Source organism: Streptomyces sp. NBC_00045, from assembly GCF_045041095.1.
Taxonomy (GTDB): Bacteria; Actinomycetota; Actinomycetes; order Streptomycetales; family Streptomycetaceae; genus Streptomyces.
The window spans coordinates 4,164,157-4,186,131 of the sequence record NZ_CP108271.1; the positions used below are offsets into that span (position 1 = coordinate 4,164,157).

At 72.9% G+C, this 21,975-nt stretch carries 18 protein-coding genes and 1 pseudogene; 7 read left to right on the forward strand and 12 right to left on the reverse strand.

Annotated features, from left to right (window positions below; translation table 11 throughout):
- Window positions 1-264: 264 nt before the first annotated feature.
- Window positions 265-1,008 (forward strand): TrmH family RNA methyltransferase, encoded by a 744-nt coding sequence (locus OHA65_RS19495; RefSeq protein ID WP_327284356.1) that lies wholly within the window; start codon window positions 265-267, stop codon window positions 1,006-1,008.
- Here the strand turns inward: OHA65_RS19495 and paaN are convergent.
- Window positions 1,005-2,687 (reverse strand): phenylacetic acid degradation protein PaaN, encoded by a 1,683-nt coding sequence (gene paaN / locus OHA65_RS19500; protein WP_329314044.1) that lies wholly within the window; start codon window positions 2,685-2,687, stop codon window positions 1,005-1,007. The genes OHA65_RS19495 and paaN overlap by 4 nt on opposite strands.
- Before the next feature lie 167 nt (window positions 2,688-2,854).
- On the opposite strand from paaN, the gene OHA65_RS19505 reads away from it, so the two are divergent.
- The 3 genes from OHA65_RS19505 to OHA65_RS19515 all read left to right on the forward strand — a co-directional run bounded on the left by OHA65_RS19505 (window position 2,855) and on the right by OHA65_RS19515 (window position 6,809).
- Entirely contained in the window at window positions 2,855-4,408 is a 1,554-nt protein-coding gene (locus OHA65_RS19505; RefSeq protein WP_405762191.1) for a 3-hydroxyacyl-CoA dehydrogenase, read from the forward strand.
- Complete coding sequence (locus OHA65_RS19510) at window positions 4,405-4,995, forward strand: TetR/AcrR family transcriptional regulator (protein ID WP_327284359.1); 591 nt, start codon at window positions 4,405-4,407, stop codon at window positions 4,993-4,995. Before OHA65_RS19505 ends, OHA65_RS19510 begins: the two co-directional genes overlap by 4 nt.
- A gap of 116 nt (window positions 4,996-5,111) precedes the next feature.
- The gene (locus tag OHA65_RS19515; RefSeq protein WP_327284360.1) at window positions 5,112-6,809 is read left to right on the forward strand and encodes a PKD domain-containing protein; all 1,698 of its coding nucleotides are present in this window, start codon (window positions 5,112-5,114) and stop codon (window positions 6,807-6,809) included.
- 69 nt (window positions 6,810-6,878) lie between these two features.
- Here the strand turns inward: OHA65_RS19515 and OHA65_RS19520 are convergent, their stop codons facing one another.
- Window positions 6,879-7,445 carry an Lrp/AsnC family transcriptional regulator gene (locus tag OHA65_RS19520; RefSeq protein WP_327284361.1) on the reverse strand — a complete coding sequence of 189 codons (567 nt, stop codon included), beginning with the start codon at window positions 7,443-7,445 and terminating at the stop codon, window positions 6,879-6,881.
- Between the two features lie 178 nt (window positions 7,446-7,623).
- Between OHA65_RS19520 and pdhA the strand changes: the two genes are divergently transcribed.
- From pdhA to OHA65_RS19535, 3 genes are read left to right on the forward strand one after another with little or no spacing between them, the layout of a single operon-like run.
- Window positions 7,624-8,760, forward strand: a complete 1,137-nt coding sequence (gene pdhA, locus OHA65_RS19525) for a pyruvate dehydrogenase (acetyl-transferring) E1 component subunit alpha (protein ID WP_327284362.1) — start codon at window positions 7,624-7,626, stop codon at window positions 8,758-8,760.
- Window positions 8,761-8,786: 26 nt separating this feature from the next.
- The gene (locus OHA65_RS19530; protein ID WP_327285722.1) at window positions 8,787-9,755 is read left to right on the forward strand and encodes an alpha-ketoacid dehydrogenase subunit beta; all 969 of its coding nucleotides are present in this window, start codon (window positions 8,787-8,789) and stop codon (window positions 9,753-9,755) included.
- Window positions 9,755-11,056 carry a dihydrolipoamide acetyltransferase family protein gene (locus OHA65_RS19535; RefSeq protein WP_327284363.1) on the forward strand — a complete coding sequence of 434 codons (1,302 nt, stop codon included), beginning with the start codon at window positions 9,755-9,757 and terminating at the stop codon, window positions 11,054-11,056. Before OHA65_RS19530 ends, OHA65_RS19535 begins: the two co-directional genes overlap by 1 nt.
- 25 nt (window positions 11,057-11,081) lie before the next feature.
- Here the strand turns inward: OHA65_RS19535 and OHA65_RS19540 are convergent.
- The 10 genes and pseudogenes from OHA65_RS19540 to OHA65_RS19585 all read right to left on the reverse strand — a co-directional run.
- Window positions 11,082-11,578 (reverse strand): annotated as a pseudogene (locus OHA65_RS19540) (FAD-dependent monooxygenase); the annotation flags it as partial.
- Window positions 11,579-11,712: 134 nt separating this feature from the next.
- Window positions 11,713-12,690, reverse strand: a complete 978-nt coding sequence (locus OHA65_RS19545; protein WP_328763230.1) for an NAD(P)H-quinone oxidoreductase — start codon at window positions 12,688-12,690, stop codon at window positions 11,713-11,715.
- A 35-nt stretch (window positions 12,691-12,725) separates the two neighbouring features.
- A complete protein-coding gene (locus tag OHA65_RS19550; RefSeq protein WP_405762193.1) occupies window positions 12,726-13,826 on the reverse strand; it encodes a potassium channel family protein in 1,101 nt (366 codons plus the stop codon).
- The gene (locus OHA65_RS19555; RefSeq protein WP_405756381.1) at window positions 13,814-15,115 is read right to left on the reverse strand and encodes a molybdopterin molybdotransferase MoeA; all 1,302 of its coding nucleotides are present in this window, start codon (window positions 15,113-15,115) and stop codon (window positions 13,814-13,816) included. Before OHA65_RS19555 ends, OHA65_RS19550 begins: the two co-directional genes overlap by 13 nt.
- On the reverse strand, window positions 15,112-15,987 hold the full coding sequence (locus OHA65_RS19560; protein ID WP_405762194.1) for an NTP transferase domain-containing protein: 876 nt from the start codon (window positions 15,985-15,987) through the stop codon (window positions 15,112-15,114). The genes OHA65_RS19555 and OHA65_RS19560 overlap by 4 nt, the downstream gene beginning before the upstream one ends.
- Window positions 15,988-16,127: 140 nt before the next feature.
- Window positions 16,128-16,661: a bacterial proteasome activator family protein gene (locus tag OHA65_RS19565; protein WP_327284368.1), complete on the reverse strand. Its 534-nt coding sequence runs from the start codon at window positions 16,659-16,661 to the stop codon at window positions 16,128-16,130.
- Window positions 16,662-16,754: 93 nt separating this feature from the next.
- Entirely contained in the window at window positions 16,755-19,577 is a 2,823-nt protein-coding gene (locus tag OHA65_RS19570) for an ABC transporter permease (protein ID WP_327284369.1), read from the reverse strand.
- Window positions 19,574-20,362 carry an ABC transporter ATP-binding protein gene (locus tag OHA65_RS19575; protein ID WP_327284370.1) on the reverse strand — a complete coding sequence of 263 codons (789 nt, stop codon included), beginning with the start codon at window positions 20,360-20,362 and terminating at the stop codon, window positions 19,574-19,576. The genes OHA65_RS19570 and OHA65_RS19575 overlap by 4 nt, the downstream gene beginning before the upstream one ends.
- Before the next feature lie 29 nt (window positions 20,363-20,391).
- Window positions 20,392-21,069: a PadR family transcriptional regulator gene (locus OHA65_RS19580; protein ID WP_405762196.1), complete on the reverse strand. Its 678-nt coding sequence runs from the start codon at window positions 21,067-21,069 to the stop codon at window positions 20,392-20,394.
- Window positions 21,070-21,142: 73 nt separating this feature from the next.
- Window positions 21,143-21,817: a hypothetical protein gene (locus OHA65_RS19585; RefSeq protein WP_405762198.1), complete on the reverse strand. Its 675-nt coding sequence runs from the start codon at window positions 21,815-21,817 to the stop codon at window positions 21,143-21,145.
- Window positions 21,818-21,975: the final 158 nt, after the last annotated feature.

The following is a 21,975-nucleotide window of genomic DNA, read 5'->3' on the forward strand; positions in this document are numbered from 1 at the left end:
GCCGTGCCTCCACTCGGGACACGGCCCTGGACCCCCTTGCTCTCCGGCGCCGCTGTCGGGCCGGCCCCGGACCACCGCGCCTCAAACGCCGGCGGGACTGGAGGGGTGGCGGTCGCCTGGATGGGTCCCGTGTCGCTGGAGGGGGCCGGTGGGGGTGGAGCGAGACCTGTCGGCGGGTGCTCGGGTGGGACCTGCCGTGCTGGGGCGGGCCGGTGGTCCGGTCGGAGGGGAAGGTGCGTGCCCGTGGCCCGTAGGCTCGGCGGCATGAGTGAGCAGAGTGGGCGGCAGTGGCGGGACGCGGCCGAGCGGGGGGACCTCGTACTCCTCGACGGGTTCCACGCGCTGAAGCACGCCCTGCGCTTCGGGGCGGACGTGCAGGACGTGGTCGCCGATGATCCGGACGCCGTGCGGGCGCTGGCCGACGAGCTGGCTCCGGACGTGGCGGACGAGGTCGGGCGGCTGGTGCGCAAGGCCGAGCTGCGCACGCTGCTGCCCCGCGTCCACCCCACCGGGGTCGCGGCGCTCGCGGTACGGCCCGATCGCGGCGAAGGGCGGGCCCGGCTCGACCGGCAGCCGCGGACCGCGCCCGTCGTCGTGCTCGACAACCCCCGCAACCTCGGCAACGTCGGCGCCGTCGTCCGGCTGGCCGCGGGCTTCGGCGCCACGGGCGTGGTGACCCGCGGCGACCTCGACCCCTGGCACCCGAACGTGGTCCGGGCCGGAGCCGGGCTGCACTACGCCACCACCGTGGACCGGGTGGAGATCGACACCCTGCCCGCCGGGCCGCTCTACGCGCTCGACCCGGAGGGCGAGGACATCCGCGCCCTCACCCTCCCGGACGACGCCCTGCTGGCCTTCGGCTCGGAGCGCCACGGCATCTCACCCGAGCTGCGCGAACGGGCCGACCACCTGGTGTCCCTGCCGATGCGTCCGCAGGTGTCCAGCTACAACCTGGCCACGAGCGTGGCCATGACCCTCTTCCACTGGGGAGGGCCCCGGGCCGATTAGGCCTGGCGGCGGACCTCGACCATGCGGAAGCGGTTCGAGACGAACGCTCCGTCGCAGAGGGCCGCGTTGGCGGCCGGGTTGCCGCCCGAGCCGTGGAAGTCCGAGAACGCTGCGGTCTGGTTGACGTAGACCCCGCCCGTCAGGTTCAGCGACAGCTGCGCCGACTCCTCAAGGCAGACCTCCTCGATGGACCGCTCGGTGTCCGCCGACGTCGTGTACGCGCCGACCGTCATCGCGCCCTTCTCACGCACCGTGCGGCGCAGCAGGTCCAGCGCGTCCGCCGTGGAGTCCACGGCCACCGCGAAGGAGACCGGGCCGAAGCACTCCGACAGGTACGGTGCCTCCGGATCGGGCTTGGCGGCGTCCAGCTTCACCATCACGGGCGTGCGCACCACCGCGTCGGGGAACTCCGGGTTCGCCACCTCGCGCGAGGCCAGTGCCACCTCGCCCAGGGCGGACGCCGCCTCCAGGCGGGCCTTGACGTCCGGGTTGACCAGCGCGCCCAGCAGCGCGTTGGCCCGGGCGTCGTCGCCCAGCAGGCCGCCGACCGAGGCCGCGAGGTCGGCGACGAACTCGTCGTACGACTTGTGGCCGGTGTCCGTCGCGATGCCGTCCCGCGGGATCAGCAGGTTCTGCGGGGTGGTGCACATCTGGCCGCTGTACAGGGACAGCGAGAAGGCCAGGTTGGACAGCATGCCCTTGTAGTTGTCGGTGGAGTCGACGACGACCGTGTTGACGCCGGCCTTCTCCGTGTAGACCTGGGCCTGGCGGGCGTTGGTCTCCAGCCAGTCGCCGAACTCGGTCGAGCCGGTGTAGTCGATCAGCTTGATCTCGGGCCGGACGGCCAGGGACTTGGCGATGCCCTCGCCCGGCCGCTCGACGGCCAGCGCCACCAGGTTCGGGTCAAAGCCGGCCTCGGCGAGGACCTCGCGGGCCACCTTCACCGTCAGGGCCAGCGGGAGCACGGCGCGCGGGTGTGGCTTGACCAGCACCGCGTTGCCCGTGGCCAGGGAGGCGAACAGGCCCGGATAGCCGTTCCAGGTCGGGAAGGTGTTGCAGCCGATCATCAGGGAGATGCCGCGCGGGACGGCGGTGAAGGTCTTGCCGAGCTCCAGCGGGTCCTTCTTGCCCTGCGGCTTCGACCAGTCGGCGCGGCCCGGGACGCGGGTCTGCTCCTCGTACGCGTAGGCCACCGCCTCCAGGCCGCGGTCCTGTGCGTGCGGGCCGCCGGCCTGGAACGCCATCATGAAGGCCTGGCCGCTCGTGTGCATGACCGCGTGCGCGAACTCGTGCGTCCGCGCGCTGATCCGGGCCAGGATCTCGATGCAGACCAGGGCGCGCGCCTCGGGCCCGGCGTCGCGCCAGGCGCCCATGCCGGCCTTCATCGCGGGCAGCAGCACGTCGGGGTCGACGTGCGGGTACTCGACGCCCAGCTCGGGGCCGAAGGGGGACACCTCGGCGCCGGTCCAGCCGTCCGTACCGGGCTGGCCCAGGTCGATGCGGGTGCCGCGGACGGCCTCGAACGCGGCGAGCCCGTCGGCCGGCGCGGTTTCGCCGTAGGCCTTGGGGTGCTCGGGATGCGGAGACCAGTAGGCGCGGCTGCGGATGGCCGCCAGGGCCTGCTCCAGGGTGGAGCTGTGCTTGTCGGACAGCTGGGGGACGGTGAGCTCGGCGGCCATCAGGGACCAACTCCTCGTTGAGCCGGGCAAGATCAGGCTGGGTCGCAGACTGAGATCAGGCAGGGGCGGGTGAAGAAGAGCAGACTGGAGTTAGAGTAACCGAACGATCGGTCGGGACAAGAGGGCCCGGCGGACCTGTGGAAAACCCCGTGCGGGAGGATCAGGACATGACAGCAATCGAGCGGTCCCGCACTGTGGCGGTCGTCGGCGCCGGCACCATGGGGCAGGGCATCGCCCAGGTCGCCCTCCTCGCAGGTCACCCGGTGCTGATCTACGACATCAACGACGACCTCGCCGCCGGCGGCGTCGCCATCGTCCAGGACCGCGTCGACCGCATGGTCGCCAAGGGCCGCCTCGACCGCGCCGGGGCCGACGATGCGATCGGCCGGATCCGTGGCACCTCCGCCGTCGCCCGCCTCGCCGATGCCGCCCTCGTCATCGAGGCCGTCGTCGAGGACGCCGCCGTCAAGCGCGCGGTCTTCGAAACCATCGAAGAGGTGGTTTCGCCGGACACCCTGCTGGCGACCAACACCTCCTCCCTCTCCGTCACCGAGCTCGCCGCCGGCCTCGCGCACCCCGGCCGTTTCCTCGGCCTGCACTTCTTCAACCCGGCCCCGCTGCTCCCGCTCGTCGAGGTGGTCAGCGGTTTCGCGACCGACCCGGCCGCCGCCGAGCGCGCGTACCGCACTGTGCTGGGCTGGGGGAAGACGCCGGTCCGCTGCGCCGACACCCCCGGGTTCATCGTCAACCGGATCGCCCGCCCCTTCTACGCCGAGGCCTTCGCGGTGTACGAGGAGCAGGGCGCCGACCCGGCCACCATCGACGCCGTGCTCCGCGAGAGCGGCGGTTTCAAGATGGGTCCCTTCCAGCTGACCGACCTGATCGGGCAGGACGTCAACGAGGCCGTCACCCGCTCCGTGTGGGAGTCGTTCTTCCGGAGCCCCAAGTTCACCCCGTCCCTCGCACAGCGCCGGCTGGTGCAGTCGGGCCGCCTGGGCCGCAAGTCGGGCCACGGCTGGTTCCCGTACGGCCCGGACGTCGAGGCCGCGGCCCCGCACACCGCCGCTCCCGAGGCCGCCCCGGAGAAGGTCGCCGTCGTCGGCGACCTCGGTCCGGCCGCCGGGCTGGTCGAACTGCTGGAGGAGGCCGGGATCGCGGTCACGGCCACCGAGCACGGGGGTCCGTACATCCAGCTGCCCGGCGAGGGCCAGCTGGTGCTCGCGGACGGCAAGACCTCGATCGAGTTCGCCGACGTCGTCTACTTCGACCTCGCGCTCGACTACCGCGGCGCCACCCGGATCGCGCTCTCCGCCGGCGAGGACACCAGCGAGCGGACCCTCGCCGAGGCGGTCGGCCTGTTCCAGAAGCTCGGCAAGAAGGTCTCCGTCATCGGCGACGTGCCCGGCATGATCGTGGCCCGTACGGTCGCGATGCTGATCGACCTGACCGCTGACGCCGTCGCCCGCGGCGCGGCCACCGCCGAGGACATCGACACGGCGATGAGGCTCGGCGTCAACTACCCGCTGGGCCCGTCCGAATGGCACGAGCGGCTCGGCCGGGACTGGGCGTACGACCTGCTGCACCACCTCGACGAGCGCTGCCCCGGCGGCCGCTACGCGCCCTCGCTGGCCCTGTTCAAGCTCGGCTACGCGGAGGGTGAGGGCGAAGAGGGCGAAGAGGGCGGCGAAGGCGGAGACGGCGTCGCGGAGGAGACCGCATGACCACGGCCAGGCGCGACACCTACACCCCCGAGACGCTCCTGTCCGTCGCCGTCCAGGTCTTCAACGAGCGCGGCTACGACGGCACCTCCATGGAGCACCTCTCCAAGGCGGCGGGCATCTCGAAGTCCTCGATCTACCACCACGTGGCGGGCAAGGAGGAGCTCCTGCAGCGGGCCGTCAGCCGCGCGCTCGACGGGCTCTTCGCCGTGCTGGAGGAGTCGGGCGCGGTCCGGGGCCGGGCGGTCGAGCGGGTCGAGTACGTCACGCGCCGCACGGTCGAGGTGCTGGTCGCCGAGCTCCCGTACGTGACCCTGCTGCTGCGGGTGCGGGGAAACACCCGGACCGAGCGCTGGGCCCTGGAGCGCCGCCGCGAGTTCGACCACCAGGTCGCGGAGCTGCTGAAGGCCGCGGCGGAGGAGGGGGACCTGCGGGCGGACGTGGACATCCGGCTGGCCACCCGCCTGCTGTTCGGGATGGTGAACTCACTGGTGGAGTGGTACCGCCCGCACCCCGGCACGACGGCGGACCAGCTGGCCGACGCGGTCGTCCACATGGCGCTGGACGGCCTGCGGACCGTGCGCGGCTAAGCACCGGACCGGGCCGTGCGATCCCCGGCACATTTTGATATCGGTTCCCGTTCGAACTCTGTACGATGAGCCTGCTTTCGAACATGTTCAAGCAGGAACAGAATATGGGGGGATCGGTGCGCAGTCGCCGTCTCGTTGTTTCCGCTGCCGTCGTCGTCGCGGCCAGCGTTGGTTTCATCCCGGGCATGGCCCAGGCGGCCGGTCCGGCCGCAGGCTCGCCCGCACCCGTGGCCAAGGGGGTGTCCGCTCCCGGAGCGGACCTGGCCAAGCTGGGCGCGGCCGGGACGAAGACCTTCCACAGCCCGAAGGAGCACGGGGTCCGCAAGGCCCTGACCGCGGCCCAGGGCAAGGCCGCCGCGAGCGCCACCGTCCAGGGCGGCGAGACCGTCGCAGCCGGCAACCCGGACCTGGGCCTCGTCCTCGACGCCAAGGCCATCTCCGCGCACGGTGTCGAGCTGAAGACCCAGGTCCTCAGCTCCCCGGGCGCCACCCTCCGCGTCACCTACAACTGGGGTGACGGCACGACGGACGGCGCCGACGCCGCCCCCGGCCAGGAGGTGTCGCTCAAGCACAGCTACGCCGAGCTCGGCGAGTACAACGTCAAGGTCACCGTGACGGACGCCGCGAACCAGGCGGAGGTCGTCAATGAGCTCCCGCTGTCGACGGTCGGCTCGGACTTCACCCCGTACGCACCGACCCGCCTCCTGGACACCCGTACCGGCACCGGTGCCCCGATGGGCATGGTCCAGGCGTACTCCTCGGCCAAGGTGAAGATCGCCGGCAACGGCAAGATCCCGGCGAACGTCACGGCCGTTGCCCTGAACGTCACGGCGACCAACACCTACAACCCCGGACACGTGACGGTGTACCCCGGCGGTACCACCCGTCCGACCACCTCGAACCTCAACTTCGAGGCCAACCAGACCGTCCCGAACATGGTGGTCGTCCCGGTCGGCAAGGACGGCACCATCGAGCTCTACAACGGCAGCTGGACGGCGGTCGACCTGATCGCCGACATCACGGGCTACTTCACCCACAGCGCGGCCAGCGGCTACACGCCGATGACCCCGGTCCGCGCCGTGGACACCCGCGCCGGCCAGGGCGCGCCCCAGGGCCAGGTCCCGGGCCGTGGCACGATCGGCGTGCAGCTCGGCGGCTGGTACGTGCCCGCCAACGCCACCGCCGTGGCGCTGAATGTGACCGCCACCAACCCGCGCGAGGACGGCCACCTGACGGCCTACCCGAGCGGCCAGCAGGCCCCGAACACGTCGAACGTGAACTTCAAGGCCAAGCAGACCGTCGCCAACTCGGTGATCGTCCCCGTCGGCCCCGACGGCAAGGTCAACGTCTTCAACGGCGCCTGGGCGGGCACCGACGTCATCGTCGACGTCGTCGGCTACTACAGCCCCGACAGCTCGGGCGCCTACATGTCCGTGGCTCCGAGCCGGAGGCTCGACACCCGCTCCTGGGGCTACGGCCCGATGGACGCCCGGAACTACATCTGGATGAACATCTCCCACGGGGAGCCGGGCATCGCGGGCTACATCCTGAACACGACGGTGACCAACACGCGCACCGACGGATTCCTGTCGGTCGCCCCGGACCCCAACACGCCGGACCAGTACCACAACGGCACCGAGAACGAGGTGGCGCGGCCCACGGCCTCCACCCTGAACTGGGCGGCCGGCAAGACCGTCCCGAACCTGGTCCAGGCGAGCTCGGGCGGCGTCAACGGCGTCGTCGACTTCTGGAACCAGAGCTGGGACACCACGGACCTGATCGTCGACATGTTCGGCTACTACGAGACGAAGTAACGGATCGATCCGGCAGGCGGTGCCCCGGGACGGCCTTCGTGGCCGTCCCGGGGCACCGCCTTTTTCCGGCTACTCCTCGGAGATGGCCGGGCCGCCGCCCGAGCCCGGGGCCAGCAGGTCCGTCTCCTCGAAGACCAGGAGGGTGCGGGTCGACAGGACCTCCGGGATGGACTGGAGGCGGGTCAGGACCAGCTCGCGCAGGGTGCGGTTGTCCGGCGTGTGGACCAGCAGCAGGACGTCGAAGTCGCCGCTGACCAGGGCGATGTGGGCCGCGCCCGGCAGCTCGCGGAGCTTCTCGCGGACCGTCCGCCACGAATTCTGGACGATCTTCAGGGTGATGTACGCGGAGGCGCCCTGGCCCGCCCTTTCGTGGTTCACGCGCGCCGTGAACCCGCGGATCACCCCGTCGTCGATGAGCCGGTTGATCCGGGCGTAGGCGTTCGCGCGCGACACGTGGACCTGCTCGGCCACCGACCGTATCGACGCGCGGCCGTCCGCCTGGAGCAGGCGCATGATCGAACGGTCGATGGGGTCCAGGGGGCGCGGAGGTGCCTGTGGGGCGGAAGGTGCACCGCCCGGAGGGCCCGGCGCGGAACCCGCGGCAGAACCCGCCGCGGCCATTTGTTCATCCGGCATTGCCCACTGCCTCCCTCTCCTGGACGTCCTGCACCCATCCCACGGCCCCGGCGCCACTTTGTCCACAGCCTGGAGCCGCCTGTAGCCAAATTGCGCCATCGACCGAACAATCGGTTGGTGAGGCGCCTCACATCCGGGTCGCCGCCTGCCCGCTTCCCACGAGGAGGTGTACGCCGCCATGACGGTCCAAGAGCTGCCCGGTGCCGGTGCGTCCCACCGATCCACCCCGCCGCCCGCCTGGAGGCCCCGCACGGACGCCGCCCCGCTGCTCCCGGACCCCGAGCCGCACCGGGTGCTGGGCACGCCGGCCGCCGCGGAGCTCGATCCCGAGCTGATGCGCCGCTGCTACGCCGAGCTGGTGCGCGGCCGCCGCTACAACGCCCAGGCCACCGCCCTCACCCGGCAGGGCCGGCTCGCCGTCTACCCCTCCACCGTCGGGCAGGAGGCCTGCGAGATCGCGGCCGCCCTGGTCCTGGAGGAGCAGGACTGGCTGTTCCCGAGCTACCGCGACACCCTCGCGGCCGTGGCGCGCGGACTCGACCCCGTCCAGGCGCTGACCCTGCTGCGCGGCGACTGGCACACCGGGTACGACCCGCGCGAGCACCGCATCGCCCCGCTGAGCACCCCGCTCGCGACCCAGCTGCCGCACGCGGTCGGCCTGGCGCACGCTGCCCGTCTGCGCGGTGACGACGTGGTCGCCCTCGCCATGGTGGGCGACGGCGGCACCAGCGAGGGCGATTTCCACGAGGCGCTGAACTTCGCGGCCGTCTGGCAGGCCCCGGTGGTCTTCCTCGTCCAGAACAACGGCTTCGCCATATCCGTCCCGCTGGCCAAGCAGACCGCCGCCCCCACCCTGGCCCACAAGGCCGTCGGGTACGGGATGCCCGGCCGCCTCGTCGACGGCAACGACATCGCCGCCGTGCACGAGGTGCTGTCCGAGGCCGTCCGGCGGGCCCGGGCCGGCGGCGGCCCGACGCTGATCGAGGCGGTCACGTACCGCATCGAGGCCCACACGAACGCCGACGACGCGACCCGCTACCGCGGTGACGCCGAGGTCGAGGCGTGGAAGGCGCACGACCCGGTGGACCTGCTGGAACGCGAGCTGACCGCCCGCGGGATCCTGGACGCGGCAGGCATCCAGGAGGCCAAGGACGCCGCCGAGGCGATGGCCGCGACGCTGCGCGAGCGGATGAACGCCGATCCGGTGCTCGACCCGATGGACCTGTTCGAAAACGTCTACGCGGAGCAGACCGGCCGGCTCCGCGAGCAGGCGGAAATGCTGCGCGCCGAGCTCGACGCGGAGGAGCAGTCGTGACCACGGTGGCCGTGAAGCCGGCAACGATGGCGCAGGCCCTTGGCCGGGCCATGCGCGACGCGATGGCGGAGGACCCGACGGTCCACGTGATGGGCGAGGACGTCGGGACGCTGGGCGGGGTCTTCCGGATCACGGACGGCCTCGCGAAGGAGTTCGGCGAGGAGCGCTGCACCGACACGCCGCTCGCGGAGGCGGGCATCCTGGGCGCCGCGGTGGGCATGGCCATGTACGGGCTGCGGCCGGTCGTGGAGATGCAGTTCGACGCGTTCGCGTACCCGGCGTTCGAACAGCTGATCTCGCACGTGGCGAAGATGCGCAACCGCACGCGCGGCGCGATGCCGCTGCCGATCACCATCCGGGTGCCGTACGGCGGCGGGATCGGCGGGGTGGAGCACCACAGCGACTCCTCCGAGGCGTACTACGTGGCCACCCCCGGACTGCACGTGGTGACCCCGGCGACCGTGGAGGACGCGTACGGGCTGCTGCGCGCGTCGATCGCGAGCGACGACCCGGTGGTCTTCCTGGAGCCGAAGCGGCTGTACTGGTCGAAGGCGCAGTGGGACCCGCAGACCCCGGCGGCCGTGCCGGGGATCGGGAAGGCACTCGTCCGGCGTACCGGCACCAGCGCGACCCTCATCACGTACGGGCCCTCGCTGCCGGTGTGCCTGGAGGCGGCCGAGGCGGCGCGCGAGGAGGGCTGGGACCTGGAGGTCGTGGACCTGCGCTCGCTCGTCCCCTTCGACGAGGAGACGGTCGTGGCGTCCGTACGCCGCACCGGGCGCGCGGTGGTGGTCCACGAGGCCAACGGCTTCGCCGGACCGGGCGCGGAGCTCGTCGCCCGCATCCAGGAGAAGTGCTTCCACCACCTGGAGGCGCCGGTGCTGCGGGTGACGGGCTTCGACATCCCGTACCCGCCGCCGATGCTGGAGAAGCACCACCTTCCCGGTGTGGACCGGATCCTGGACACCGTGGCCCGCCTGCAGTGGGAGAACTGATGCCGCAGGTAATGGAGTTCAAGCTCCCCGACCTCGGGGAGGGACTGACCGAGGCCGAGATCGTCCGCTGGCTGGTCGCGGTGGGCGACGTCGTCGCCGTCGACCAGCCGGTGGTCGAGGTCGAGACGGCCAAGGCGATGGTGGAGGTGCCGTGCCCGTACGGCGGTGTGGTCACCGCCAGGTTCGGGGAGGAGGGCACGGAACTCCCCGTCGGAGCACCGCTGATCACGGTGGCGGTGGGTGCGGGCGCGGACGAGACGGTGGAGTCCGAGGATTCCGGCTCGGGCAACGTCCTGGTCGGCTACGGGACGGACCACTCGCGCACGGCGCGTCGGAGGCGGGTGCGACCTGGCTCCGCAGCGCCGGCTCCCGCCGCCGCTCCCGCACCCACGGCCGCTCCTGTCGCGGCGGCCCCGGTGGCTGCTGTGGTTTCCACTGGGCCGGTGGCGGTGATCTCGCCGCTGGTGCGCAAGCTCGCCCGGGACCACGGGATCGACCTGCGCGCGCTGCGCGGGTCCGGGCCCGAGGGGCTGATCCTGCGCGCGGACGTCGAGGCGGCGCTCCGCGCGCCGGAGCCGGCGGCCGCCCCCGCCCCCACGGCCCCCGCGGTGGCCGGTGAGCGGATTCCGCTGAAGGGCCTGCGGGGTGCGGTGGCCGAGAAGCTGTCGCGCAGCCGCCGGGAGATCCCGGACGCCACGTGCTGGGTCGACGCCGATGCGACCGAGCTGATGGCGGCCCGGGCCGCGATGAACGCCGTGGGCGGTCCGAAGATCTCGGTGCTGGCGCTGCTGGCCCGGATCTGCACGGCCGCGCTCGCGAAGTACCCGGAGCTCAACTCGACCGTGGACCTCGCGGCGAACGAGATCGTGCGGCTGCCGTCCGTGCACCTGGGCTTCGCGGCGCAGACGGAGCGCGGCCTGGTGGTCCCGGTGGTACGGGACGCCCAGTCGCGGAACCCGGAATCGCTGTCGGCGGAGTTCGCCCGGCTCACGGAGCTGGCCCGGACCGGGAAGCTGGCACCTGCGGACCTGACCGGCGGGACGTTCACCCTGAACAACTACGGGGTGTTCGGCGTCGACGGCTCCACGCCGATCGTCAACCACCCGGAGGCGGCGATGCTCGGGGTGGGCCGGATCGTGGCGAAGCCGTGGGTGCACCAGGGCGAGCTGGCCGTCCGCCAGGTCGTGCAGCTGTCGCTGACGTTCGACCACCGGGTGTGCGACGGCGGCACGGCCGGCGGCTTCCTCCGCTACGTGGCGGACTGCGTCGAGTCCCCGGCGGTGCTGCTGCGTTCGCTGTAGCCGTGTTCGGCGGGGCCCCGCAGGGTCACGGCACCCGGACCGGGAGCCGTGGCGGGGTCCGGTCCGCATGGCGCAGGACGGCCCGGACCGTGACTCCGGACGGCGCCAGCCGCAGCACGCCGTTGCGCAGTGCGACGGCCACCGGGTGGGACAGCCGGTGGCCCGGGCGGCCGGCCTGCCGGGCCGCCCGGGCCACGCTCCGGGTACGGGGCCGGCGTACGGCGTCGTAGCGGGCCAGTGCCGCCTCGACGTCGGGGCCGCAGCCAGTTCCGCGGCCAGCGTGACCGCGTCCTCCAGGGCCTGGCACGCCCCCTGGCCCGGGTTCGGGGTCATCGCGTGCGCGGCGTCCCCGAGCAGCACGATCCGACCGACGGCGTAGGCGGGCAGCGGGGTAGCCAGCTCGTGGACGTCGTGGTGCAGCACGTCTTCGGGGCGTGTCGCCGCGAGCAGCCGCAGTGTGGGTTCGTGCCCGTCGCCGAAGCGGCGCCCGAGTGCTGCCCGCGGGTCTGCGTATCGGGTTCCGGCGGACGGCCTGGTCCTGGAACACCTGCTCCGGGGCACCCCGGTTCCCCGGGAGGCCCTGGAGGGGCTCGTCGCCGCCGCGCTCAGATGGCCGTCGACGAGGCCCGTCGGCAGGTGCTCAGGCGCTCACTTGCTCACGTGGTCAGCAGGAGCTTGCCCACGTGGGTGCTGGATTCCAGCGTGCGGTGGGCCTCAGCGGCATCGTGCATCGGGAACGACCCGTGCACCACCGGGTTCACCCGGCCCGCGGCCACCAGCGGCCACACGTGTTCGCGTACGGCGGCGACGATGGCCGCCTTCTCCTCCAACGGGCGCGCCCGCAACGATGTGGCGGTGATGGCCGCCCGCTTCGACAGCAGTGCGCCCAGGTTGAGTTCGGCCTTCACCCCGCCCTGGAGCCCGATCACCGCCAGCCGTCCGTTCACGGCCAGCGCGTCCAGGTTCCGGGCCAGGTACTTGGCGCCCATGATGTCCAGGATCACGTCCGCGCCGGCGCCACCCGTCGCGGCCCGCAGCTCCGCCACGAAGTCCTGTTCGCGGTAGTCGATCAGGACGTCCGCGCCCAGCTCCTTGCAGCGGGCCAGCTTCTCCGGGCCGCCGGCGGTCACCGCCACCGTCGCGCCGATCGCCTTCGCCAGCTGGATCGCCATCGTGCCGATGCCGCTGGAGCCGCCGTGCACCAGCACCGTTTCGCCGGGGCGCAGGTGGGCCACCATGAACACGTTGGACCACACGGTGCAGACCACCTCGGGCAGTGCGGCCGCCGTCACGAGGTCCACACCGGCCGGCACCGGCAGCAGCTGGCCCGCCGGGACGGCCACGCGCTGCGCGTACCCGCCGCCGCCGAGCAGGGCGCACACCTCGTCGCCCTCCGCCCAGCCGGACACCCCCGGGCCGAGGGCGGAGATCCGCCCCGAACACTCCAGGCCGGGGTAGGGGGAGGCGCCGGGCGGGGGATCGTAGAACCCCTGGCGCTGCAGGATGTCGGCGCGGTTGACGGCGCTCGCCGCGACGTCGACGAGGACCTCGCCCTCACCGGCCACCGGATCGGGCACCTCGGCCCAGACGAGGGACTCGGGTCCGCCGGGCTGTTCGATGGTGATCGCATGCATGGCCCGGAGGGTACGCCAACTCCGTGTCCGGGTGGCTAGTCCGCAGGCCCGAGGGTCGCCGGCGGGGTGGCGGTCGGTGCCGCGCGGACGATGGTGATGAGACGGTCCGTCAGCTGAAGCGGGCTCGCGTGCGGGTCGTCGTACGCGAGCAGCCGGTGGCCCCGCAGCACGCTCACGACCAGGTCGTCCGTCTCCCGTACGCCCTTGCCCGCCTCGGACTTGCGCACCGGGCGTTCGACCAGGTCGAGCCCGCTGCCCTGGTGGATCAGGTCCTCCATCACCGTGCCCGCGCTGGGGCTGAGCACCGAGAGCCCCAGCAGCCGGCCCGCCGCGCTCGCGCTCGTGATGACCGCGTCGGCACCCGACTGGCGCAGCAGCGGCGCGTTCTCCTCCTCGCGGACCGCCGCGACGATCTTCGCGCCCCGGTTCATCTGCCGGGCCGTCAGCGTGACCAGCACGGCGGTGTCGTCCCGCTGTGTGGCGATGACGATCTGACGGGCCTTCTGGAGTTCGGCGCGGAGCAGGACGTCGGAGCGCGTGGCGTCGCCGACCACGCCCGTGAAGCCCTCTGCGTTGGCCGTGTCGATCACCTTGGCGCTCGGGTCCACGATGACGACCTGCTCTTTGCGGAGGCCGGTGGCCAGCAGCGTCTGGAGGGCCGAGCGGCCCTTGGTGCCGAAGCCGACGACGACCGTGTGCTCACGCAAGTTCTTCCTCCAGCGGCTCAGCCGCCACTCTTCCCGGGTCTTCTCGGTCAGGACCTCCAACGTGGTTCCGACCAGGATGATCAGGAAGAGCACGCGCAAGGGGGTGATCAGCAGGATGTTGGTCAGCCGCGCGCTGTCGCTGTACGGGACGATGTCGCCGTAGCCGGTCGTCGACAGGGTCACCGTCGCGTAGTAGAAGCAGTCGAGGAGGTCGACCGTGCCGTTGGCGTTGTCGTGGTAACCCGCCCGGTCGAGCCACACGATCAGGACCGTCAGGAACAGCACGAACAGGGCCATCAGCAGGCGTTTGCCGACCTGTCGGAGCGGCTTCTCCACGACGCGCTTGGGCAGCTTGATGCGCCGGGAGACGAGTTTCTCGTCGGGGCCGCGGGCCATCGCGTCCTGGCCGTGCAGTTTCACGTGAAACATCCTCCGGAGGCCCACGGCAGGTCGAGGATCTCCAGGTCCTGTCCGTCGCGCGCTCCGGCCGGCGGTACGACGGCCAGCCCGTCGGCGGCGGCCACGCCCCGCAGCATCGCGGGACCGTTGTAGCGCAGCGGCACGGCGTGCTCGTCGGTCAGCAGGACGGGCACGAGCCGGGTGTCGTACGGGTGGCCCGGCACGTCGCCCTGGACCGGAACCGTGTACCGGGGGCGCTGGCGGCGGCCGGCCAGGGCGCGCAGCAGCGGTTCGGCGAGGGTCAGCAGCCCGGAGACGGCGGCGAGCGGGTTGCCGGGCAGACCGACCAGATGGCGCCCAGCCTCGCGGTCGCCGAGCCGGGCCAGCAGCATGGGGTGCCCGGGCCGTACGGCGACGCCGTCGACCAGCAGTTCGGCGCCGGCCTCGTGCAGGACGGGGTGGACGTGGTCGACGGGCCCGGAGGCGGTGCCGCCGGTGGTGAGGACCAGGTCGGCATCGGAGCTCGTGACGGCGTCCAGCAGGGCCTTGGCTCCGGCCGGGTCGTCGCCGAGCCGTCGGGTGGCGGTGACCTCGGCGCCGAGCCGGGTGAGCCAGGGGCCGAGCATGGGGCTGAGGGCGTCGCGGATCAGGCCGTCGTGCGGGCGGCCTTCGGTGAGCAGTTCGTCGCCGAGGACCAGGATCTCGACGCGGGGCCGGGGCCGGGTGGTGAGCTCGTCGTACCCGGCGGCCGCGGCGAGGCCCAGCACGGCTGGGGTGACGAGTGAGCCGGCGGGCAGCAGCAGGTCGCCGGAGCGGCATTCCTGGCCCCGCGGGCGGATGTCCTGACCGGTGAGGACGGCCCGGTCGGCGTGGAGCTGGGTGCCGGACTCGCGGGAGTGCTCACTGCGGATCACGGCGGTCGCGTCGGCGGGGATGCGGGCGCCGGTGGCGATCCGTACGGCCTCGCCGTCGGCCAGCGGCTCGGGGCGGTCGGAGCCGGCCAGCACCGCGCCGCCGGGGCGCACGGTCCAGGGGCCGGGGCCGGCGACGGCCCAGCCGTCCATGGCGGAGGTGTCGAAGGAGGGCAGGTCGGTGAGTGCCTCCAGGGACTGGGCCAGCACCTCGCCGAGCGCGTCCGCGAGGGGCACCCGGTGGGTGCGGGGACGGACGCCGGATCCGGTGCGCGCGGCCGCTTCCCGGGCCTGCGGCCAGGCGGTGGCGCGGTGGGCCCCGGCCGTGGCGGGGCGGGGGGCGCGGCTGACCAGGGCCAGGGCCTCGTCGAGGGCCTGGAGGGCGTGGTCGGCGTCGGTGGGGGTCATCCTGAGCCGTTCTCTCGGGCTTCGGCTTCGGCTTCGGTCTCGGCGGCCCAGCGCAGGGCCAGATCGGCGGCCTTGCGGGAAGCCTCGGCGACGGCCGTGGCGGGGTCGGCGCCGGCGGCTTCGGCCCGTGCGGCCGCGTAACCGACCAGGAAGGTGGTCAGGGGGGCGGCGGGCCGGGCGACGCCGTGCGCGGCGTCCCGGGCGAGGTCGAGCAGGGTCTTGGTGTCGACGGCGAGGTCGATGCCCAGCTCGGTCTTGACGGCGTTGATCCATTGGTCCAGCACGTTTCCATGCTCCCTGATCCGGGCTCGGGCGACTGCGAGATCGTCCCAGGTGTCGCAGTCGAAGGAGGCGAGTGGCGCAGTATCCGTCACCTTGGCCAGGTCCAGTTCGGCGGTGAGGGCGCGCAGGGGGAGCCCGGAAAGGCTGCCGTGCTCGGCCGCCAGGAGGGCGATCTCGCGGCGCAGGGGCTCGGCGCGGTAGGCCGCGACGAGGGGCTGGTCGCGGCCGTCGGGGTCGCGCAGCAGGGCGCCGTCGCCGCCGGCGGCGGGGGCCCGTAGGAGGGTCTCGACGGTGGCCCGGTCGAGGAACGGGAGGTCGGCGGAGAGCACGAGGACCAGCTCGGCGCTGGTCGCGCGCAGACCAGCGTCCAGGGCGGCCACGGGGCCGGCGCCGGGCGGGTCCTCCAGGGTCCAGCGGACCGGGCGCGCGGTGGGGCGGCGGCCGCCGACCACGACGGTGGTCGAGGCGTCGGTGCAGGCGTCGAGAACGCGGTCGAGGAGGGCGCGGCCGCCCACGTGGAGGGCGGGTTTGTCCGCGCCTCCGAGGCGGCGGGCCGCTCCGCCGGCCAGGACGATCGCGTCGTAGGTCATGCCCCGAGTATGCGCGGGCCATGTCCCCTGCGGGGGACTGCATTTACCGGAGGCTCATCCGGGGGTGGCCCGGGGTGGCCCGGGGTGCGTCCGGGCTGTGTCCCGGGACCCGGCGCCGGCCGGACCCCGGGAAGGGGCTGCTACAGGTACGGGCCCGAGCGGATGGCGCCGTGGCCGTCTTCCTCGTCCATCGGGGCGCCCGGCGGCAGGGCCCGGCGCATCTGTTCGAGCTGGGCCCGCGCGGCCATCTGCTGCGCGAACAGGGCGGTCTGGATGCCGTGGAACAGGCCCTCCAGCCAGCCCACCAACTGGGCCTGTGCGATGCGCAGTTCGGCCTCGGACGGAATGGCCTCCTCCGTGAACGGCAGGGAGAGGCGCTCCAGTTCCTCGACCAGCTCCGGAGCCAGGCCGTCTTCCAGCTCCTTCACGGACGCTGCATGGATGTCCTTGAGACGGACCCGGCTGGCCTCGTCCAGAGGTGCGGCGCGGACCTCTTCAAGAAGTTGCTTGATCATGCTGCCGATCCGCATGACCTTGGCGGGCTGTTCGACCATCTCCGTCACCGGGACCTCGCGCGACTCGTCATCGGCGCCGCCGACCGGCATCCCGTCCTGTCCCACGATCAGGCCGGGCGGGGGGCTGTCCTGCGACCGTTCACTCCTCGGCATCTCCATGCCGTCATTCTCTCGCACACCGTCGTACTCACACGGTGTGCCCCCGTACAGGCGTGATCCACCCTGTACGGGGGCGAGAACGCACAGTGACCGTCAGCCCGCCGCGCGGCGGGACAGGGCGCCGCCGGACTTCGTGACCAGGGCAGCCAGCAGGGCAGCGCCCAGCGGGACCAGGACCAGTAGTCCGCCGAGGGTCTCCCACGGCACCGAGATCGGCACGTAGAGCAGGTCGTCCGGGCCGCCTGAGATTTCCATGAGGTGCGCCGCTTCCCGCCGTTGGACGAGCCGCAGGCCGACCGCCGGCAAGATGCCCGCCGCCGAGCCCAGGACCACGCCCATCAGGGCCACCACGCCGCACTGGAACCCGCTGAGCGTGCGCCGCACCCGCGGCGGTGCGCCCACCGCCGCGAGTGTCTTCAGGTCGGCCTCGGCGTCGGCCTGCGCGAGCCCGGTGGCGATGCCGGCCGCGCCGATGGTGACCAGGCCGGCGAACACGGTCAGGGCCAGCAGGGTCAGGTCCCGTTCGCCCTGGTAGCCGGCCTCGATGGTGACGGGGGCCTCCACGCCGATCTGGTCGATCCGGCCGGCCACCCGCTGCTTCTGCTTGCTGTCGGCCGTGCCGTCCAGGGTGAAGTACGAGGCGAACGGCATGGTGGTGAGCCCGGCGCTCTTGGCCGCGGAGGGCGGCAGGACCAGCTCGATGCCGTACCCCTCGGCGGCGTCGGGCGCCTGGTGGACGGCGAAGACCTTGTCCACGCCCTTCGGGTCGGTGCCCGGCTCGAACTTGTCGTCCTTGTCGTCGATCAGCCGGACGGTGACGTTGCCGTCCTTGACGTTCCTCTTCTCGAAGGAGACCGCCTTGCCCTCCTTCAGGGCGGACGCCGAGCCGGGATCGGTGACCGCGAGCGCCGTCAGCAGCTTCTCGTCGGCGACGACCGTGTCGAAACGCGTGAAGTGGCGCTTGAACTGGCACCGCGGGTCCATCCGCAGTTTCTTCCTCTCGGCCGGGCCGAACGAGTCGGGGCCGTTCGGGGCCTCGTAGAGCGGGCAGCGCTGCTCCTTGGGCCGCATGATCTCGGCGCGCCCGCACTGGTTGGAACCGGTCGACCTCTCGCAGCCGGGCTTGCCGTACGAGATGTAGTCCACGTCCGCCCGGACGGCCAACGGGAGTTCCTGGGACACCGCCTCACGGATGGCGGGCATGTCCTTGCTGCGGCCGAGCTCGTGCAGCGCCACCACTCCGGAACCGGCCGGGAGGTCGGCGACGTACGAGTGGCGGGCCTGGAGCTCCATGCTGTGCTGGTACGTGGCGACCGCGACGGTGCCCGCGACGGCGGCCAGGACGGCGGCCACGGCGGGTGCCGTACGACCCCGGTTGCGTACGGCGTCGCGCAGTGCGAGCCGGGGCGACAGAGGCAGCCAGCGCCCGAGCCGCCCGAACAGGCCCACCAGCACCGGGGTCAGTGCGACGATTCCGAGCTCGGCGATGGCACTGCCGCCCGCGACGACCGTGGCGCCCATCTGGGAGGCCGTGCCGTAGAGGGCGATCGCGGCGCCGGCGGCGAGGGCGATCAGGCCGATGGCGGGCAGCACCCGGTTGGCCCGGCGGATCCCGCGACGGCCGGTCAGCGAGGCCAGGACGGTCTGCCGGGAGGCGGTGACGGCCGGGGCGATCGCGGCCAGCAGACCGGTCAGGACGGCGAGCAGGGCGATGCCGAGGATTTCCAGCGGTCGGAACTCGAAGCCGCCGAAGCGCAGGCCGAGGTACTCCTCCAACAGCGGTCGCAGCCCCACGGTGAGGGCGACGCCGAGGACGGTGCCGATGACGGCCGCCGCGGCGCCGATGACGAGGCCGCCGGAGAGCACGATGGCCCGGATGTGGCGCCGGTCGCCGCCGTTGGCACCGACGAGGCCCAGCTGGCGGCGCGAGCGCCGGGCGCCGACCGCGAAGGCGGGTCCGGCCAGCAGGCAGATCTCCAGCATCGCGAGGCCGACGACCGTGGCCAGGACGGCCAGTTCGGTGGTCGGGAACTCGTTGCCCGGGTTGTAGTAGCCCAGCTCCTTCTGCTGGGTGATGTACGGCACGTCCGATTCGGCCGGCGGGTCGAGCTGCACGGCGCGGGAGACGACCTGGACGCTCTTCGCGTTGAGCGCCTTGACCGTGTTCCACGTGAAACCATCGCCGCCGACCTTGACCAGGTAGCTGTCGGTGGCGACCACCCCGGGGACCCCGGCGGCCTGGAAGGCCTTGTCGAGCGGGGTGATCATGGTGCCGGGAGGGGCGAGGACCTCGGTCTTCTTGAGCTCGGAGGGCAGCTCGTACGCGCCCACGATCCGGTACCAGGTGTCGGAGCCGCGCGCGCGGAACTCGGAGCCCACGAAGAAGCCGGAGGTCTCCAGGAAGGCGGTGGTGGCGACGACCTCGCCCGCCTCCTGCGCAGCCCGCCCCCGCTTCATCGTGATCATGCCCTCGACCAGCGGGTTGGCCGTGTCGATCTCGCGCAGGTCGGTGTCCAGCAGGCCGTACCGGGTGCGGATCTTGGTGTGCGCCGTGCTGTCCTTGAGGGACTGGGCGCCCGCCGGGATCACCGAGGCCAGCAGGTTCGGGTTCGGTTCTGATCTGGGGTCGTACTTGTCGTAGCCGCCGACGGGCACCGAGGTGCGGCCCTCGACGTCCTGGTAGACCGGCCCGTTGAGCTCCGAGTCCTTCAGCCGGGCGTCTGCGGCGCCGATCTGACGGGACACCAACTGCTCGGGGGTGAGCTCTGCGCTGCGCATGGTGAGGTCGGCGGCGCTCACGCCGATGATCGGCAGGGCGATCATCGAGAGGACGAGGGCGCTGCGGCCCTTGGCGCGCCAGGCGTCGCGGCGGGCGATCCGGATCGCCGCGACCCATGCGTGGTACGAGGACTTCACTGGCCGGCCGCCTGCCCCGAGAGCAGCGAGTCGGCGTGGCTGCGCAGGGTCTCGTCGACCACGCTGCCGTCGCGCAGGAAGACCACGCGGTCCGCCCAGGCGGCGAACCGCGGTTCGTGGGTGACGAGGATTCCGGCGGCCCCGGCGTCGCAGCGCGAGCGCAGCAGGGCGAGGACGGATTCGCCGGTCTCGGAGTCGAGGGCGCCGGTGGGCTCGTCGGCGAGGACCAGGCGGCGGTCGCCGACGAGGGCGCGGGCGATGGCCACGCGCTGCTGCTGGCCTCCGGACATCTCGTCGGGGAAGCGGTCGGCGAGCTGCCCGAGGCCCATCTCTTCCAGGGAGGCCAGGGCCGAGGCGCGGGCCTTGCGGGCGGAGGTGCCGTCGAGTTCACGGGGCAGGGCGACGTTCTCGGCGGCGGTGAGGGCCGGGATCAGGTTGTAGTCCTGGAAGACGTACCCGATGCTGCGGCGGCGCAGCGCGGCCAGCTCCTTGCGGCTCGCGGTGGTGATGTCGGTGCCTTCGACGACGACCCGGCCGCTGCTGGGCGTGTCGAGGCCGCCGGCCAGGGTGAGCAGCGTGGACTTTCCGGATCCGGAGGGCCCCATGACGGCGACGAGTTCGCCGGGGTACACGGCCAGGTCGATGCCGCGCAGGGCGTGCACCTCGGTGGCGCCGCTGCCGTGCGTGCGGACGAGCTTGTCGAGCTGGAGGACGGGACGTGCGGACCGGTCCGGCTGAGCGGGCGGGACGGGCCGTATATGGGATGCGGACTGCTGGTCAGGCATGGGGATCCCCCCTGGGAACGGTGGTGGCGTCAGCTCCGCGGGCCGCGGAAGGCGCGGCGCCGCGGTGCGGTGACGGCGTTGGGGACGGCGTCGGGGACGGTGTCGGCGTCGGGGACGGTGTCGGCGGCCTGCGGCGGTGCGGGCTCGGCTCTCCGGTCGGCCGGCAGGGAGAGCCGTACGAGGCGTGCTTCGGAGTGGTCGAGCCAGCGGGCCTCGGCTTCGGTCTGGAAGATCAGCTGTTCCAGGACCAGCAGCCAGGCCACGTCGTCGCGCTCGCGGGACGTGCCGCTCTCGACCGCGGCGAGCGCCTGCGCCTTGAGGCGGGTGTAGTCCTGCATCGCCCTGATCGTGGCGTGCCGCTGGGCCTGGATGACGGCGCGGATGTCCACGCCGGGGGCGCCCACGGCCATGGCGAGCTTGATGGACAGCTCGTCGCGGGGCGGGTTGGTGCGGTCGACGGGGCGCTCGTACCACTGGTGCAGTTCGGCGCGCCCGGTGTCGGTGATGGCGTAGAGGGTGTGCCCGGCGGCGTCCTCGCCGCCGGGCGCGACGAGGCCGTCGCGCTCCAGTCGGGCGAGGGTGGTGTACACCTGCCCGACGTTGAGCGGCCAGGTGGAGCCGGTGCGGGATTCGAACTCGGTACGCAGCTGAGAGCCGTACCGAGGACCCCTTTCCAGCAGGGCGAGAAGGCCGTGGCGGATCGACATACTCAGTATGTATACCGAGTATGTCGGGCCACGCAACCATCCTGAGGTGTAGGCCGGAAGGGGGAGGCCGCTCTCAGAGGCCCTTGCGCAGCCGCATTCCCAGATAGCCCAGACCCAGCCCCATCAGGGCGAACCCGGTGCCGAGCGGCAGTATGTGCGCGGCCAGGTCGGCGGCGCGCTCGTTCGGCCCGGTGCCGATCGCGGTGACCACGGGCGGCGGGCTCGGCAGGGCCTGCGGGACCGGCGGCACGTGCGGCACCTGCGGCACCTGCGGCACCTGCGGGACCGGCGCAACCCGCGGAACCCGCGGCACCTGTCGGGGGTCGGCGGGGTGGGCCGGCCGGTGCTGCGGGCGGGCCGGGAGGCGGCGGTTGGCCAGCACGGTCTCCGGATTCGCGGGCTCGGCCGCCGGCCGCCCGGGCCGCTCCCGCCCGACTCCGGCGGCGCTGCCGGCGAGCTCTTCGTACGCCTCGTGGGGTACGTCGGCGACGGGATCGGCGTCGGTGTCGTCGGTCTTCGGTGCGGTGCGGAGGGTCGTGTCGGGAGTTCTGTCGGGGGCCCTGCCCGGGGCCCTTCCGCGTGCCGTGACGGAGCCGGCCGGGGCGGCCGGGCGGACGGCCGTGACCCGGCCGGCCGGGGACGAGGCGGCGGACGAGGCGGCGGATGCTGTGGCGGACGAGGGGGACAGCGCGGCGGCGGCCACTGCGGCCCCGGCCAGCCAGCGCTGAGCGCGGTGGCGTTGAGTCACGGGGAGCCCCTCCCGTCCCGAGCAGCCGAGATGCTTCGCTCAGATTGACATAGTGGGGCAAAACAGGCATCCCGGGCGCCCCGTGGGGGTCGCCCGGGATGCCGGGTGTGTCGCGGAGGGCGGCGCCGGCGCCGCCCCGTGGTGGCTCCGGACTACTG

What these genes read in the sequence shown, in the direction of transcription:
- OHA65_RS19495 (WP_327284356.1), top strand. Translation starts at nt 265, where the DNA reads ATGAGTGAGCAGAGTGGGCGGCAGTGGCGGGACGCGGCCGAGCGGGGG.
- paaN (WP_329314044.1), bottom strand. Translation starts at nt 2,687, where the DNA reads ATGGCCGCCGAGCTCACCGTCCCCCAGCTGTCCGACAAGCACAGCTCC.
- OHA65_RS19505 (WP_405762191.1), top strand. Translation starts at nt 2,855, where the DNA reads ATGACAGCAATCGAGCGGTCCCGCACTGTGGCGGTCGTCGGCGCCGGC.
- OHA65_RS19510 (WP_327284359.1), top strand. Translation starts at nt 4,405, where the DNA reads ATGACCACGGCCAGGCGCGACACCTACACCCCCGAGACGCTCCTGTCC.
- OHA65_RS19520 (WP_327284361.1), bottom strand. Translation starts at nt 7,445, where the DNA reads ATGCCGGATGAACAAATGGCCGCGGCGGGTTCTGCCGCGGGTTCCGCG.
- pdhA (WP_327284362.1), top strand. Translation starts at nt 7,624, where the DNA reads ATGACGGTCCAAGAGCTGCCCGGTGCCGGTGCGTCCCACCGATCCACC.
- OHA65_RS19530 (WP_327285722.1), top strand. Translation starts at nt 8,787, where the DNA reads ATGGCGCAGGCCCTTGGCCGGGCCATGCGCGACGCGATGGCGGAGGAC.
- OHA65_RS19535 (WP_327284363.1), top strand. Translation starts at nt 9,755, where the DNA reads ATGCCGCAGGTAATGGAGTTCAAGCTCCCCGACCTCGGGGAGGGACTG.
- OHA65_RS19545 (WP_328763230.1), bottom strand. Translation starts at nt 12,690, where the DNA reads ATGCATGCGATCACCATCGAACAGCCCGGCGGACCCGAGTCCCTCGTC.
- OHA65_RS19550 (WP_405762193.1), bottom strand. Translation starts at nt 13,826, where the DNA reads ATGTTTCACGTGAAACTGCACGGCCAGGACGCGATGGCCCGCGGCCCC.
- OHA65_RS19555 (WP_405756381.1), bottom strand. Translation starts at nt 15,115, where the DNA reads ATGACCCCCACCGACGCCGACCACGCCCTCCAGGCCCTCGACGAGGCC.
- OHA65_RS19560 (WP_405762194.1), bottom strand. Translation starts at nt 15,987, where the DNA reads ATGACCTACGACGCGATCGTCCTGGCCGGCGGAGCGGCCCGCCGCCTC.
- OHA65_RS19565 (WP_327284368.1), bottom strand. Translation starts at nt 16,661, where the DNA reads ATGGAGATGCCGAGGAGTGAACGGTCGCAGGACAGCCCCCCGCCCGGC.
- OHA65_RS19575 (WP_327284370.1), bottom strand. Translation starts at nt 20,362, where the DNA reads ATGCCTGACCAGCAGTCCGCATCCCATATACGGCCCGTCCCGCCCGCT.
- OHA65_RS19580 (WP_405762196.1), bottom strand. Translation starts at nt 21,069, where the DNA reads ATGTCGATCCGCCACGGCCTTCTCGCCCTGCTGGAAAGGGGTCCTCGG.